Consider the following 14,944-nt stretch of genomic DNA (forward strand, 5'->3'; position numbering starts at 1 on the left):
CCAAGAGGCCCCTATCCGTGGCGGTTATCCATATGGACGGAGCGAATCGCGCGTCATGACGCGCGCTCCCACGTCGCGGCAATTCCGCTTCGGCGCCGCCTTCGCGCTCGGCTCCGGCTCAGCGCACCCCGCGCATCATCCGCAGCACCCACGGGCTCACCAGCGCCAGCACCACACCGATCACCACGGCCACACCGCCGATCACGCTGAAGTAGATGCCCTCGGTCTCGGGCTTGTAGAGCTTCGCGAGTTGACCGGCCATCGCCGTCCCCAGCGCGACCGACAGGAAGTACAGCGCGACCATCTGCGCCTGGAATGCGCGCGGCGCCAGCTTCGTCGTCACCGACAGGCCGACGGGCGAGATCAGCAGCTCCGCGATCGTGAAGACGAACAGGATGCCCACCATCGCCAGCAGCGGCGTGCTGTTCGCGCCTCCCCCCGTCCAGAACAGGAACAGGAAGAACGCGAGACCCATGATCACCGTTCCGGCAGCGAACTTGATCGGCGTCGAGGGCTGCTTCTCGCCCCACTTCGTCCAGATCGCGGCGAACACCCCGGACAAAATGATGATGAAGATCGGGTTGATGGACTGCACCCACGACACCGGGAACTCCCACCCGAACAGATTCCGGTTCAGACGCTCGTCCGAGTAGATCGTCACGACGGTGAACTGCTGCTGGTACAGCGACCAGAACGCCGCATTGGTGATGAACAGCGGGATGAACGCGACGATGCGGCTGCGCTCCTCCGGTCCCAGAAGCCGCGACGACAGGATCACGACGAAGTACGCGACGGCCGCCGCGATGGTCACGCCGATCACCCACAGCGCGAGGTTGAACGCGTTGATCACACGCGTCAGCACGAGGACGACGATGACGATGAGCGCCCCCACCGCGACGCCGATCACCAGTGGATACCGCGAACGCTGGAGCGGGTTCGGCACGTGGCGCGCCTCATCCGGCAGGCGCTTTCGTCCGAGCGAGTACTGGATGAGGCCGATCGCCATCCCGACGGCGGCCAGGGCGAAGCCCCAATGGAACCCGAGCGTCGTCTGCAGCAGCCCGGTGAGCAGCGGCCCGAAGAAGGCGCCCAGGTTGATGCCGAGGTAGAACAGCGAGAAGCCCGCGTCACGCCGCGGGTCCTTCTCGGCGTACAGCGTCCCGACGATCCGGGTCGCGTTCGCCTTGAGGCCTCCGCTGCCGAGCGCGACGAACAGCAGACCGACAAGCACACCGGTGACGCCGGGCAGCACTGCGAGCGAGATGTGCCCGGCCATGATGACGACCGCGCTCCAGAACAGCACGCGCTCGGATCCGAAGAGCCGGTCAGCCAGCCACGCACCGAGGATGGTCGAGAGGTAGACCGCGCCGCCGTACGCCCCCACCACGCCGGCGGCGGTGGGTTGGTCGATGCCGAGCCCGCCGCGTTCGACCGAGTAGTAGAGGTAGATGAGCAGGATGCCCTGCATGCCGTAGAAGGAGAATCGCTCCCACATCTCCACGCCGAAGATGTTGGCGAGTGCCCGCGGCTGACCGAAGAACCCGTGGCTGCTGTCGTCGTCGCGTCGCGCCGGCGCGGTGTCCGTCTCGCTCATGGCGCCAATAGTGCCACCGCGCGAGACGAAGGTGAACGCCCTGTTTCACCCCCACGCCCTCTGCCGGCCGAGGTCCGTTCGTGCGCCTGCGCGCACAAAACGGTCACATCCCTCGCTTGGACGCAAAGATTCACCATAAACTCGGCCCGTGGACAACCTCGATCGCAGCATCCTCGACCTGCTCCGCCAGAACGCCCGCGCGGGCTACGGCGACATCGGCTCCGTCGTCGGACTTTCGGCGTCCGCCGTGAAGCGGCGAGTCGACCGTCTCGTCGCCGACGGCGTGATCCGTGGGTTCACCATCCAGGTCGATCCCGCGATCGACGGGATGAGCACCGAGGCGTACGTCGAACTGTTCTGCCGCGGAACCGTCTCGCCGGAGGAGCTGCTGCGCATCCTGTCCGCGGTGCCCGAGGTGGTGGATGCCGGAACCGTCACGGGGAGCGCCGACGCCATCGTCCACATCCGTTCGCGCGACATCCCGAGCCTGGAGGCGGCCCTCGAGAAGGTGCGTCTCGCGCCGAACGTCGACCACACGCGCAGCGCCATCGTGCTCTCGCGGCTGATCAACCGCAGCCACGCCTGAGCGTCGCGAAACTTCAAGACCGCGGCGGCGGCGTGGAAGAGACTGGCGGCATGAGCACGACAGCACGAGCCGACATCCACATCGACGCCTCACGCGAGCGCCTCTGGCAGGCACTGACCGACCCCGACACCATCGCGCGATTCATGTTCGGCAGCCGGGTGGTGACCGACTGGCAGCAGGGCAGCCCGATCGTCTACCGCGGCGAGTGGGAGGGGAAGCCGTACGAGGACAAGGGCACCATCCTCGAGATCGTCCCCGGCGAGCGCCTGGCGACCAGCTACTACAGCCCCCTCAGCGGCAAGCCGGATGTGCCGGAGAGCTACCAGACGGTGTCGTACCTGCTCGACGACGGCGGCGCCGAGGGCACCCGAGTCACCATCACTCAGGACGGCTGCGCCGACGACGAGGAGGCCGAGCGGATGAGCGGCAACTGGGCCATGGTCCTGCAGACGCTGAAGTCCGTCGTCGAGGAACACGTCGAGGAGCACTGAGCCGCTCCTTCGAGAACGTTCAGCCCGCGCGAGGCGGGCAACCGCCGGATCCGAGCGCCAGCACGGCCAACAGTGGGACGATGGGCGCATGAAGCTGCTCGTTGTCGAAGACGATCCCGACATGGGAGGCCTCGTCCAGCGCGGTCTCGCTGCCGAGGGCTACGACGTCACGCTGGTCACGAACGGTGTGGATGCGCTTATCGCGCTGCGCAGCGACGGCTACTCGGCCGCCGCGATCGACGTCATGCTCCCGGGGATGAGCGGCTTCGAGCTGTGCCGGCACATCCGTGAGGCGTCGAACCCCATGCCCATCCTGCTGCTGACGGCGCGTGATGCCATCGAGGACCGCGTGCACGGGCTCGACTCGGGCGCCGACGACTACCTGACCAAGCCTTTCGCGTTCGCCGAACTCGCCGCACGGGTCCGTGCGCTGCTGCGGCGCGAGCCGACCGGGATGCGCCCCCAGGTCACCGTGGGCCGGCTCACGATCGACTCCCACGAGCATCAGGCGCTGGTCGCCGGGCACGAGATGCCGTTGAGCCGCCGCGAGTTCACCCTGCTGCGCCTGTTCGCGACGAACCCGGACAAGACGCTGTCGCGTTCCGACATCCTCGAGTCGGTGTGGGGGACGACGGAGAACATCGGCACGAACGTCATCGACCAGTACGTGTCCTATCTGCGGAAGAAGCTGGATGCGGCGGGCGCCGGCCTCTCGATCGTCACCGAACGCGGACGCGGCTACCGGCTGGATGCCCGCAACGCCGCAGACCGCTCCCGAGCCGGCGCCGGTTCCGAGTCCGCTCCCAACGCGCACGACACCGCTTCGACCCTGTGAACCGTCTTCGGCGGCTGTCGATCACGGCGCGGATCACGATCGGCAGCCTCGTCGTGGCCGCACTGTTCGCTCTGCTCGCCGTGGTGATCATCCGCATCGGGGTGTCGTCCATCCTGCACAACGCGACGGTCACGCTCCTGAATAACGACGTCGTGGCGCCCGCCCAGGCGCTCCCCTCGAAGCCGTCCGGCCCCTTCGACCTGCCGGGCGGCGGGCAGGAGCTCGCGATCGTGGACGCCAAGGGGTCGGTCCTCGCCTCGACCCTGCCGGAAGCGCTCGAGGACCGCATCCACTCCCTCATCAGTCAGGGAGACGACCCGCGCGAGGTCCAGGCGGGGAATGATCACTACCTGGTCCTCACCCGGAGCGTCGCCACCTCCGATGGCATCATGCACATCGTCGCGGCGCGGAATGACGAGACCACGGCCTTGATCCTGGACCGCCTGACCATCGCGCTTCTGGTCGGCGCGGGCGTCGTGATCTTCGCGTTCGGTGCGGCGTCGTGGCTGCTGGCGCGGGCGGCCCTGCGGCCCGTGAGCCGGATGCGCGAGCAGGCCGACCGCATCGCAGGGTCGACGCCGGAGGACGCGGGGCTGCTGCCGGTCGGACCGGCCGAGGACGAGTTGTCCGAGCTGGCGACCACGTTGAACGACCTCATCCTGCGGCTGCGGGCGTCCGCGGATCGCGAGCGCCAGATGGTGTCGGATGCGAGCCACGAGCTGCGGACGCCGCTCGCGGTCCTGCGCGGCCAGTTGGAGCTCGCCGAGTTGGATGCGGGCGATGCGGATGCCCTGCTGTCCGACGTCCGGTCGTCGCACGCGACCGCCATCCGCTTGGCGCAGCTCGCGAACAACCTGTTGGAGCTGTCGCGGATCGAGGCCGGGCCGTCGAGCGGACGCATCGACTGGCGCACCCTCGTGGACGAGCTGACGGATGCGATCGACCGTGCGCGCCTTTTGGTGAGCAGCGACGACGAGGCGGCGGGCATCTCGGTCGACTTCGAGTACGACCCTCGGCGCCGCCCCGACCCGGAGGCGCGGGTGGCACTGTCCCCGACCGATTTCGGCCGCATCCTGGACAACCTGCTGGGGAACGCGATCACCGCGATCCGTTCGTCCGGCCCCGACCGCGCCGATGCGACCGTCACGGCCGCGCTGAGGCTGGAGGACGGCGAGGACGGCGGCGAGGTGGCGGTGCTCACAGTGCACGACTCCGGCCCGGGGATGCCGGAGGAGTTCATCCCCGTGGCGCTGGACCGGTTCACCCGTGCGGACGGTGCTCGCACCGGTCAGTCCGGCGGCGGACTCGGGCTGGCGATCGTCGGCGCGCTGGCGGGCGCCGCGGGCGGCCGCGTCGTGCTGGCGAACGCGTCACCGTCGGGGTTGACGGTCACCGTGAGGCTGCCGATCCGGCGCGACTGACTCGGCTCGGGACCGACTCGGCTCGGCTCGGGACCGACTCGGCTCGGCTCGGGACCGACTCGGCTCGCGTCTGTTCGGGCGTCAGTGCCCGCTGCGGTCTGAGTCCACCCCGGCGTCGGGGCCCTCGTCGAGGGTGTCGAGTGCGGCGAGGTCGTCCGCGTCGAGGTCGAAGTCGAACACCGCGAGGTTCTCGGCCATCCGCTGCGGGTTCCGTGATTTCGGGATGGCGACCAGCCCGTTCTGCACGTGCCAGCGCAGGACGATCTGCCCGGGCGTCCGCCCGTGCTTCTCGGCCAGGCGGGCGAGCACGGGCTCGGCGAGCAGGTCGCCGCTTCCGCCGATGGGGCTCCACGACTCGGTGACGATCCCATGCTCGCTGTCGTAGGCGCGCTGTTGGCGCCGCGGGATGGGGGGGCTGAGCTGGATCTGGTTGACCGCGGGTGTGACCCCGGTCTCGGCGACGATCCTGTCGATGTGCGCCGGCTTGAAGTTGGAGACGCCGATCGCCCGGGCCTTCCCCGCCTCGCGAAGCCGGATAAACGTCTCCCACGTGGAGACGAACTGGTCGCGCTTCGGGAGCGGCCAGTGGATCAGCAGAAGGTCGACGTAGTCGAGCCCGAGCCGCTGCAGGCTGTCGTCGAGGCCGGCCACGGCGCGGTCATCGCCCTGGTACACCCCGTCGAGCTTGGTGGTCACGAACCACTGCTCGCGGGGAACCCCACTCGCTGCGAGCCCCCGCCCGACGCCGACTTCGTTGGCGTACTTCACCGCCGTGTCGACGTGACGGTAGCCGATCTCCGCAGCCGCGACGATCGCTTTCTGGACCTCCGCGTCGTCGAGCGGCCACGTGCCCAGCCCGAGTTGCGGGATGCTGCCGCCACCGTTGAGGGGAAAGGAGGGGATGGATGCCGTCGTCATGTCTCAGACCTTACGCGCGGGCGCTCAGATCACGCCGTCGGACAGGTGGGTTGGGTTGCCGAAGCGGTGGTTCGTGATCGAGATCGCCTGCTCGTGGAGGAACGTGAGCACCTCGATCCGCCCGGATGGCGTCACCGGGCCGTTGTACACGGCGACGTCGGGCGTCCCGCCGAGGGCCGCGGCGAGCGCGACAGGGTCGCCGCCGATCAGCCGGATCCGGTGCGCGGCGATGCGCCGCGAACGCACGCGGGACAGCCAGTGCGCATCCGTCTCGACCGTCACTTCCACTTCGCGCTCCCTGAGGAGGGCGAGCATCGCCTTCGGCAGCTTCACCGGCGTGCTGACGGTGAACGGCGAGCGCGCGACCGTGGCGGCCGCCATGACGCGCAGCAGTTCGGGGAGCGAGCTGCCTTCCGACAGCCGGATCGCGACCGGGACCGGCCGGTAGCGGAACAGGTTCCGCTCGACGCCCAGCCCGGAGACATCCGCGACCCGGTGGTACTCGGTGGCCACGGCGATGGCATCGCTGAGCGCTGAGCGTCGGACCAGGTCGAAGGACGGGTAGTCCATCGACGACTGCCCGGATTCGATGAGGTCGGTGACCCGCGGCTCCAGCCCACGCAGGTGCAGGCTGGAGCTGGAGTGTCCGGCCTCGGGGACCCAGCTCCCGAGCGCCAGCAGGTAGTTCGGCCCTCCCGCCTTCGCACCCGCCCCGACCGACGACCGCTTCCATCCGCCGAACGGCTGTCGCCGCACGATCGCTCCGGTGATGCCCCGGTTGACGTACAGGTTGCCGGCTTCGACCGTGTCCAGCCACAGTGCGAGCTCGTCGGAGTCGAGCGAGTGGAGCCCCGCGGTGAGTCCGTACTCCACCGCGTTCTGGAAGCGGATCGCCTCGTCCAGATCGCGTGCGGTCATGATGCCCAGCACCGGGCCGAAGAACTCGGTGAGGTGGAAGTAGGAGCCCGGCTGCACCCCGGTCCGCACTCCCGGGCTCCACAGGCGCCCGCTGTTGTCGAGCCGCCGCGGCTCGACGAGCCACTGCTCGCCCGCGCCGAGCGTGGTGAGCGCGTGCTGCAGCTTGCCCGACGCCGGCTCGATGAGCGGCCCCATCTGGCTGGTCGGGTCGCTCGGGTACCCCACGCGCATGCTGGTCACCGCATCCACAAGCTGGTTGCGGAACCGCTCCGAACCGCCGACCGATCCCACGAGGATGACCAGACTCGCTGCGGAGCACTTCTGGCCCGCGTGCCCGAAGGCACTCTTGACGATGTCGGCCACCGCGAGGTCGTAGTCGGCGCTCGGCGTCACGATGATGGCGTTCTTGCCGCTCGTCTCGGCGAGCAAAGGAAGGTCGGGCCGCCAGGAACGGAACAGCTTGGCCGTCTCGTACGACCCGGTCAGGATCACCCGGTCGACCCGCGGGTCCGAAATCAGTTGCTGACCGAGTTCGTTCTCCGCGACGTCGACGAGTGCCAGAAGGTCCCGCGGGATGCCGGCCTCCCACAGCGCCTCCACCATGACCGCGGCCGACCGACGCGCCTGCGGAGCCGGCTTGATGACGACACCGCTTCCCGCGGCGAGCGCCGCAAGCACCGACCCCGCCGGGATCGCGACCGGGAAGTTCCATGGCGGCGCGACCACGGTCAGTACTGCCGGGATGAATCGTGCACCCTGGACAGCATCCAACTCGCGGGCGCGGCCGGCGTAGTAGTGCGCGAAGTCGACGGCTTCGCTCACCTCCGGATCCGCCTCGGCGATCGTCTTCCCTGTTTCGACGGCCATGACCTCGATCAGCCGATCGCGATTGGCCTCGAGGGCATGCCCGGCGCGATCGAGTGCGGAGGCGCGATCATGACCGCTCCGTCCTCCCCAGGAGCGCCCGGCCTGAGCGACGCTCTCCAGGATTGCGTCCAGCCTGCCGGCGTCATCCACGACGGCTGCCGCGATGGTGTCCGCCCCGATGGCCGAATCCGCCGACCGCGCGAGGATCCGCCGCCCCCACGCACGGTTGGCCGACAGCGACGGATCGGTGTCCGGCGCGTTCCGGAAGCGCTCCGCCGCGACGACCGTCTCCACCTCTGCTCCGGGTCGCGGCAACGCGATGCCCCCGGAGCCCCGCGTGAGCCCCAGCACCACACTCGTCAGCCCCTGCTCCTGCGCGGTGGGCGCCTCGGAAACCTCGGGCGCCGGCGCACGAGTGAATGACGGCGCGGACGCTTGCTCCCACTCGTGGGTCCGGTCCTGTTGCCGGTTCGGAAGGGGAGCGACGCCGCGCGGGCCGGACTCGGCCTCCAGCTCGGCGACCGAGGCGAGGAAGCGCTGCTTCTCGCGTTCGAACAGTTCGCGGTTCGAGTCGAGCTCGAACACCGCGGACATGAAGTTCTCCGAGCTCGCGTTCTCTTCGAGTCGTCGGATCAGGTACGAGATGGCGACGTCGAATTCGCCCGGATCGACCACCGGCGTGTAGAGCAGGAGGCCGCCGACGGTGCGCTTGACCGCGTCAGCCTGAGCGGTCGCCATCCCGAGCAGCATCTCGAAGTCGATCCGCGCCGTCACCCCGCGCCGCGAGGCCAGCAGCCACGCGTATGCGATGTCGAACAGGTTGTGACCGGCCACGCCGATCTTGACCGCATCGGTGTGCTCCGGCGTGAGCGACCAGTCGAGCACCCTCTTGTAGTTGGCGTCGGTCGCCTGCTTCGTCTCGTACGTTGCGAGCGGCCAGTCGTGGATCGTCGCATCCACTCGTTCCATCGCCAGATTGGCGCCCTTGACCACCCGGACCTTGATCGGTGCACCCCCGGCGATGCGACGCTGGGTCGCCCACTCGGTCAGCGTCTGCATCGCATTGAGCGCATCCGGCAGGTAGGCCTGGAGCACGATCCCCGCTTCGAGCCGGAGAAGCTCGGGTTTGCTGAGGATGGTGGTGAACACGGCCATCGTCAGGTCGAGGTCGCGATACTCCTCCATGTCGAGGTTGATGAACTTGGGGGTCGGGGATGCGGCCGCGAGCTCGTAGAGCGGCGTCAGCCGCTCGACCACGCGCTCCACCGTCTCGTCGAACGCCCACATCGACAGCTGTGAGGCGATCGACGACACCTTGATCGACACGTAGTCGACGTCGTCGCGGGCCAGGAGCGCTCGGGTGCCCTCGAGCCTCCGTTGCGCCTCCTTCTCACCCAGCACCGCCTCACCGAGCAGGTTGAGGTTGAGCCGTGCCCCGTCCCCCGATGCATCCGTGGGAGCTCGGAGCCGCGCGATCGCGGGTCCGAGCTTGTCGGGCGTCGCATCGACGACGAGGTGGCCGACCATCCGCCGGAGCACGCGCCGCGCCACGGGGATCACCACCCAGGGCAGCACCGGCCCGAAGACTCCCCCGAGCCAGATCGCGAATCGCATGTACCAGGGGAGGAAAGCAGGGATGCGCTTGGCCACGCGCTGCAGGTTGTAGCCGGCGACGAACAAATCCTGCGGGCGAGCGACTCCGTCGACGAACCCGACCGCGAAGTCGAGACCGTTCGGATCACTGAGGACCCCAGCGAGTCTCTGGGCAGCGGGATCCTGCTGGCGCGCAGCGCCGTCGTCGCCATGCGCGCTCTCGGCGAGCCAGCGCTGCACCAGCTCGACCGCCTCGTGAGCGATCACCGCCGGGCGCGCCTCGGCGCCATCCGTTGTTTCGACCATGAGACGACACTATTACCCGGCGCTGAGCGCCCCCGGAAGCGACCTGAAGTTGTAGAGAACTGCCGTTGTCCACCGCGGATAGAGTCAATTCATGACCGACCGATCCTCCGCATCCACCTCCGCGACGCACGACATCGTCATCGTCGGCGGCGGACACAACGGACTGACTGCCGCCGCCTACCTCGCACGGGCGGGCAAGTCGGTCATCCTGCTGGAACGACTGGACGAAGTGGGCGGCGCAGCGGTCAGCGCCCAGGCGTTCAGCGGCGTCGAGGCGCGACTCTCCCGGTACTCCTACCTGGTCAGCCTTCTGCCGAAGCGCATCATCTCCGACCTCGGCCTCGACATCCGTCTCGCGCGACGCCGCTACTCCTCCTACACGCCTGTCCCGGGGGATGCCGACGGCGCGGGCCTCCTGATCGACAACACCGACGCCGCGGCCACGGAAGCGTCCTTCGCCCGGATCGGAGCGGCCGACGATGCCGCTTCGTTCGATGCACTCTACGAAAGCACCGGCGAACTCGCCCGCTCCCTCTGGCCCACCGTCACCGAGCCCCTGCTCACGCGGTCCGAGGCCAAGGCGCTGGTCGGGGACGATGAGCTGTGGCAGGCGCTGATCGAGGATCCGATCGGCGAGTTCATCCAGCAGCGTCTCCAGAACGACCTGGTCCGCGGAGTGGTCGCGACGGACGCGCTGATCGGCACGTTCGCCAGCCTCGCCGATCCGGGTCTCTCGCAGAACCGTTGCTTCCTGTACCACGTGATCGGCCAGGGCACCGGGGAGTGGGATGTGCCGATCGGCGGCATGGGCGCCGTGACCGGCGAGCTCCACCGCGTAGCACGCGAGGCCGGTGCCCGCATCGTCACGGGCGCCGAGGTGACCCGCATCGACCCGGACGGCACCGTCGAGTACCGGCGGAACGGTCACGATCGCCGGGTCGAGGGCGCGCATGTGCTCGCCAACGTCGCGCCCGAGGTGCTCGACGCGCTGCTGGGCGAGCCGGCCGAACCGCCGCGCCCTAAGGCCGAGGGCGCGCAGGTCAAGGTGAACCTGCTGCTGGAGCGCCTCCCCCGCCTCCGAGACGCCGCCATCGACCCGAAGGCGGCCTTCGGCGGCACCTTCCACATCAACGAGACCTTCACGCAGCTCGAAGACGCCTACGCCGGAATGACGCGCGGTGTGATGCCCGAGCTGCTGCCGTGCGAAATCTACTGCCACACCCTCGCCGACCCGAGCATCCTCGACCCGGACCTCGCTGCCTCCGGCGCGCAGACCATCACGGTCTTCGGCCTGCACACGCCCGACCGATGGCTGACCGACGAGAACAACGACGCCACCCGCCAGCGGCTCCAGGACGCGGTGCTCGCCTCGCTGAACTCGGTGCTCGCCGAGCCCATCGAGGACCTGCTGCTCACCGATGCCGACGGACGCCTCTGCATCGAGACCAAGACGACGCGCGACCTGGAGCAGGCGCTCAACATGCCCGGAGGCAACATCTTCCACGGCCCGCTGTCGTGGCCGTTCGCCGAAGACGACGAACCGTTGGACACCCCGGCCCGGCGCTGGGGCGTCGCGACGCAGCACCCGCGCATCCTGATGTGCGGCTCCGGCGCACGACGCGGCGGCGCGGTCAGCGGGCTCGGCGGTCACAACGCCGCCATGGCCGTCCTCGAAGGCTGAGAACCCTCCTAGCGGCCCTCTGCCGATTCCAGGCCACGGTGACTAAGGTGTGCATCACCAGAGGCTGAGCCGACGGAGGTCACCATGATGCCGCAGCCGACAGGAAGACTGGTCCGCAAGGACGACGGGGTCTACCTCGTGTTCGATCGGATGTTCCAAGCGCCGATCGAGGAGGTGTGGACCTACTTCAGCCGCTCGCCGCGCCTCGCGTCGTGGCTGGGCGAGTACAAAGGCACCGGCTCGACCGGCGCCGTGAAGTTGCGGATGACCGCCGAGAAGGACGGCGCCGACTGGGAGGACGTCTCGGTGATGGAGTGCTCCGCGCCGCACCGCCTCCGCGCCGACGTGGGCCCGGCCGGGGCGTCCCACAGGATGTTCGTGCACCTCACCGAGGGGAGCGGACACACGACGGTCACGGTCGGACGCCGGATGCGCTCGGTCGTTGCGGAAGCCGACTCCGGGACGAGATGGGACTACTTCCTCGACCGCCTCGTCGCAGCGCACGACCACAAACCGCTGCCGGACTGGAGCAGCTACGGCCCGGCGATGACCGAGCACTACCGGACGCTGTGCCGGGAGCTCGACCGCGACCTGCGCTCCGAGCACGCCGCGGCCGCCCGCTCCGCCGCTTCGTCGTAACGGCCGACGCCGATCCGCGTCAGTGCCAGCGGTGATCCTGCAGGGTCACCCGCGGCCCTCGCCGCTCGAACCGGAAGCCGCTCGCGAAGATGAGTCGCACCACGCGCTGCCGGTGCCCGGCATAGGGCTCGAGCAGTTCGAGCATCCCATCGTCGTCGACGCGTCGCCCGATGAGCGCCTCGCCGACCTGATGCGCCAAGTGGTAGTCCCCGACGCTGACCAGGTCCGGGTGTCCGTGGGAGCGCTGCAGCGTCTCCGCGGCCGTCCACAGCCCCACTCCCGGGATCGTCTGCAGCGCCGTCTCCGCTGCCGTCAGGCTCTCGGCCCGCTCGACGGCCCGCTCGAGCGAGGATGCGACGGCGAGTACAGCCTGGATCGCACGCGCGCGTCGCGGGTCGACGCCGGCGCGATGCCAGTCCCACGACGGGATGCCGCGCCACTGCTGCACGGTCGGCGTCACGCGCATGCCCTCCGGCGCTGGACCGGGCGCCGGTTCCCCGTACCACCGCAGCAGGCGCGACCACGAGCGGTACGCCTCGAGGCTGGTCACGCGCTGCTCGATGATCGCCGGGAGGAGCGCCTCGAGCATCCGACCCGTCCGCGCCAGCCGTATCCCGGGATTGCGGTGTCTGCTGTCGCGCAGCAGTGGATGCCCGCTCACGTCGAGCCCGGACCAGTCGTCGCTCTTCCCGAGCAGTTCGGGGACGGCGGCGATCGACCACTCCGCACCCGGTCCCCAGGCCGCGGCCGCGATGCTCCCGTCGGCAGATCGACGATGGATGCGCAGGGTCGCCGCGCCCTCTGGCGTGCGCCAGGTGCGCCACATCCCGCGCAGATCCCAGGTCGTCGTGGGATCGTACGGGCCGCGGCCGAGCAGGCCCAGCGTGCCCGCCATGTCGAGCGGGCCGGCGGGGCGGTAGACGGTCTCGGCGTCCGGTGCTGCGCCCGACCCGGAGGCACGGGGAGCGGGGAGCACGGCGGTCATGCAGGAAGACTACGTCACGCGACTGACGGTCCACCTGCCCCGCAGGTCTTCCCGCACGTCGGAGGTATCCCCTACATTGCCTGCCATGGGAATCGAACTCGAATCGGCCGATGTCGCGCGCCTGCGCGAGGCACTGACCGGCACCGTCTACGTCCGCGGCGATGAGGGGCTCGCAGCGGAGGTCGCCTGCTTCAATCCGGCGATCAGCCACGACCCCGACATCGTCGTCGCCGTCGCCAGTGAGGGCGACGTCACCGAAGCCGTCCGCTTCGCCCGCGACCTCGGGCTCCCGGTCCGGGTCCAATCCACCGGTCACGGCGCGGAAGCGCCGATCATCGGCGGCATGATCGTGTCCACTCGTGGACTCGACCAGCTGTCCATCGACGCGGAGAACCGGCTCGCCCGCATCGGCGCGGGCGTCCGCTGGGCCCCCGTCATCGTGGCCGCGGCGGAACACGGGCTCGCACCGATCACGGGATCATCGACCAGCGTCGGCGCGGTCGGATACAGCCTCGGCGGCGGTATCGGCCCCCTCGCGCGGCGATACGGCTTCACTGCCGACTGGGTGCGCGGCTTCCGCGTCGTCACCGCGGACGGGAGTGTCGTCGTCGCCGACCACGACACGAATCCGGAACTGTTCTGGGCGCTCCGCGGAGGCAAGGGCGGCCTCGGAGTCGTCACGGAGATGCTGCTCGAACTCGTCGCGCTGCGCTCCCTCTACGGCGGAAGCGTCTTCTTCGAGGGCGACGCGATCGAACCGGCGCTGAGGGCCTGGATCGACTGGTCGGCCGACCTTCCGGACGAGGCGACGACCTCTGTCGTCCTGCTCGACGTGCCGGACATGGAGGGACCGCCGCCGCCGCTGCGCGGTCGCTCTGTGGTGAGCGTCCGCTTCGCCTATCCGGGCGACCCCGTGGAAGGCGAGCGCCTCTTCGCACCGATCCGCGCGGCCGCGCCCGTCTACCTCGACTTCGTCGCTGAGATGCCCGCGACGGCCGTCGCGAGCATCCACAACGACCCGGAGGAGGGCGGCCCCACCTGGATCCGCGGCCTGATGCTGGACTCGTTCGACCAGGACGCCGGCGACGTCATCCTCGAACTCGCCGGTCCGGGCTCCGGCTCGCCCTTCCTGGCGGCGGAGATCCGCCAGCTCGGCGGCGCCACCGCCCGCGACCCCGAGGACGGCACCTCCGTCGGCGGCCGCGACAGCGCCTACACCCTCAGTCTTCTGGCGGGAGACCCGTCGACGTTCGCCGAGGCGGCTCCCGCGCGGGCACGGGCAATCGCGGAAGCCTTGGGCGACCGGGTGTCGGCGATCACCAACGTCAACTTCGCGGGAGATCTCGCCGACCGGGCGGCATTCGAGAAGGTGTGGCCGCCCGCGGTCTTCGACCGGCTCGAAGCGGCGCGGAGCCAGTGGGACCCGGAGAAGGTGTTCGCCTTCGGGCCGGCTTGACCCCGCTCGCGACCGGGATCCGCCGGGCGTCCGGGCTCACTCGCTCCAGACGCTCGGCGCATCCACGCGTGTCGACGGGAGCGCGGCGTCCGCGCCCCACTCCAGGAGCCACTCCGGGATGGTGACGTCCGTGGGCGATGGGCCCACCGCATCCAGCAGCTCCTCGATCGTGACGACTCCGCCGCTGCGCTTGAGGAACCGGCCGCGGATGAACGCCTGCGTGTAGATCTCGCCGTCGACGGTGAAACGCTGCTCGACGTACACCGCCTTCGCGTCGAAGCCGAGGATGCGCGACTCGACGACGAACGGCTGCCAGAGTTCGAGCGATTTCCGGAAGGAGATCGTCTCCGAAGCGACGACCGGGTACCAGCCGCGCTTCTTGAAGATCGCCCAGACGCCGTTCCGCTGGAGCAGGTCGAAGCGTCCAATGTCGGCGATGGAGAGGTACACGCCGTTGTTCATGTGCTTCAGGATGTCGAGGTCGGTGGGCAGGACGCGGAACTTCGTCCGCGCGACGTCCCAGTGACCGAGCCGGGCTCCGAATCGAGAGATGATCGCGTGAAGCATCGTCCGGAAGATCATGTGCACGCGGCTCATGTTAGTGATCCCCCACCGGACCGGCGCATTCGTTGTGCGGTTGCTCCAAACTGGCAG

12 protein-coding genes are annotated in these 14,944 nt (G+C 69.4%); 7 read left to right on the plus strand and 5 right to left on the minus strand.

Annotation, left to right across the window (positions count from 1 at the left end):
- Positions 1 to 118: 118 nt before the first annotated feature.
- Positions 119 to 1,594 carry a peptide MFS transporter gene (locus QRN40_RS05905; RefSeq protein ID WP_285114597.1) on the minus strand — a complete coding sequence of 492 codons (1,476 nt, stop codon included), beginning with the start codon at positions 1,592 to 1,594 and terminating at the stop codon, positions 119 to 121.
- A 148-nt stretch (positions 1,595 to 1,742) separates the two neighbouring features.
- Between QRN40_RS05905 and QRN40_RS05910 the strand changes: the two genes are divergently transcribed.
- The 4 genes from QRN40_RS05910 (at position 1,743) to QRN40_RS05925 (ending at position 4,927) form a co-directional block, all read left to right on the plus strand.
- Entirely contained in the window at positions 1,743 to 2,180 is a 438-nt protein-coding gene (locus QRN40_RS05910) for an Lrp/AsnC family transcriptional regulator (protein ID WP_285114598.1), read from the plus strand.
- A gap of 50 nt (positions 2,181 to 2,230) precedes the next feature.
- Complete coding sequence (locus QRN40_RS05915) at positions 2,231 to 2,671, plus strand: SRPBCC domain-containing protein (RefSeq protein ID WP_285114599.1); 441 nt, start codon at positions 2,231 to 2,233, stop codon at positions 2,669 to 2,671.
- An 88-nt stretch (positions 2,672 to 2,759) separates the two neighbouring features.
- On the plus strand, positions 2,760 to 3,506 hold the full coding sequence (locus QRN40_RS05920; protein WP_285114600.1) for a response regulator transcription factor: 747 nt from the start codon (positions 2,760 to 2,762) through the stop codon (positions 3,504 to 3,506).
- On the plus strand, positions 3,503 to 4,927 hold the full coding sequence (locus QRN40_RS05925) for a sensor histidine kinase (protein ID WP_285114601.1): 1,425 nt from the start codon (positions 3,503 to 3,505) through the stop codon (positions 4,925 to 4,927). Before QRN40_RS05920 ends, QRN40_RS05925 begins: the two co-directional genes overlap by 4 nt.
- Before the next feature lie 81 nt (positions 4,928 to 5,008).
- On the opposite strand, the gene QRN40_RS05930 is transcribed toward QRN40_RS05925, so the two are convergent.
- On the minus strand, positions 5,009 to 5,845 hold the full coding sequence (locus QRN40_RS05930) for an aldo/keto reductase (protein WP_285114602.1): 837 nt from the start codon (positions 5,843 to 5,845) through the stop codon (positions 5,009 to 5,011).
- Positions 5,846 to 5,869: 24 nt separating this feature from the next.
- On the minus strand, positions 5,870 to 9,529 hold the full coding sequence (locus tag QRN40_RS05935) for a proline dehydrogenase family protein (RefSeq protein ID WP_285114603.1): 3,660 nt from the start codon (positions 9,527 to 9,529) through the stop codon (positions 5,870 to 5,872).
- Between the two features lie 91 nt (positions 9,530 to 9,620).
- On the opposite strand from QRN40_RS05935, the gene QRN40_RS05940 reads away from it, so the two are divergent.
- Both QRN40_RS05940 and QRN40_RS05945 read left to right on the plus strand, forming a co-directional pair.
- A complete protein-coding gene (locus QRN40_RS05940) occupies positions 9,621 to 11,210 on the plus strand; it encodes a phytoene desaturase family protein (RefSeq protein ID WP_285114604.1) in 1,590 nt (529 codons plus the stop codon).
- Between the two features lie 84 nt (positions 11,211 to 11,294).
- The gene (locus QRN40_RS05945) at positions 11,295 to 11,849 is read left to right on the plus strand and encodes an SRPBCC domain-containing protein (protein ID WP_285114605.1); all 555 of its coding nucleotides are present in this window, start codon (positions 11,295 to 11,297) and stop codon (positions 11,847 to 11,849) included.
- A gap of 19 nt (positions 11,850 to 11,868) precedes the next feature.
- Here QRN40_RS05945 and QRN40_RS05950 read toward each other — a convergent pair whose 3' ends face one another.
- Positions 11,869 to 12,834, minus strand: a complete 966-nt coding sequence (locus tag QRN40_RS05950; protein ID WP_285114606.1) for a DNA-3-methyladenine glycosylase family protein — start codon at positions 12,832 to 12,834, stop codon at positions 11,869 to 11,871.
- Positions 12,835 to 12,919: 85 nt separating this feature from the next.
- Between QRN40_RS05950 and QRN40_RS05955 the strand changes: the two genes are divergently transcribed.
- Entirely contained in the window at positions 12,920 to 14,290 is a 1,371-nt protein-coding gene (locus tag QRN40_RS05955; RefSeq protein WP_285114607.1) for an FAD-binding oxidoreductase, read from the plus strand.
- A gap of 36 nt (positions 14,291 to 14,326) precedes the next feature.
- On the opposite strand, the gene QRN40_RS05960 is transcribed toward QRN40_RS05955, so the two are convergent.
- A complete protein-coding gene (locus tag QRN40_RS05960) occupies positions 14,327 to 14,887 on the minus strand; it encodes a thioesterase family protein (protein ID WP_285114608.1) in 561 nt (186 codons plus the stop codon).
- Between the last annotated feature and the right edge of the window lie 57 nt (positions 14,888 to 14,944).

Origin of the sequence: Leifsonia sp. fls2-241-R2A-40a (assembly GCF_030209575.1) — a bacterium.
GTDB lineage: Bacteria > Actinomycetota > Actinomycetes > Actinomycetales > Microbacteriaceae > Leifsonia.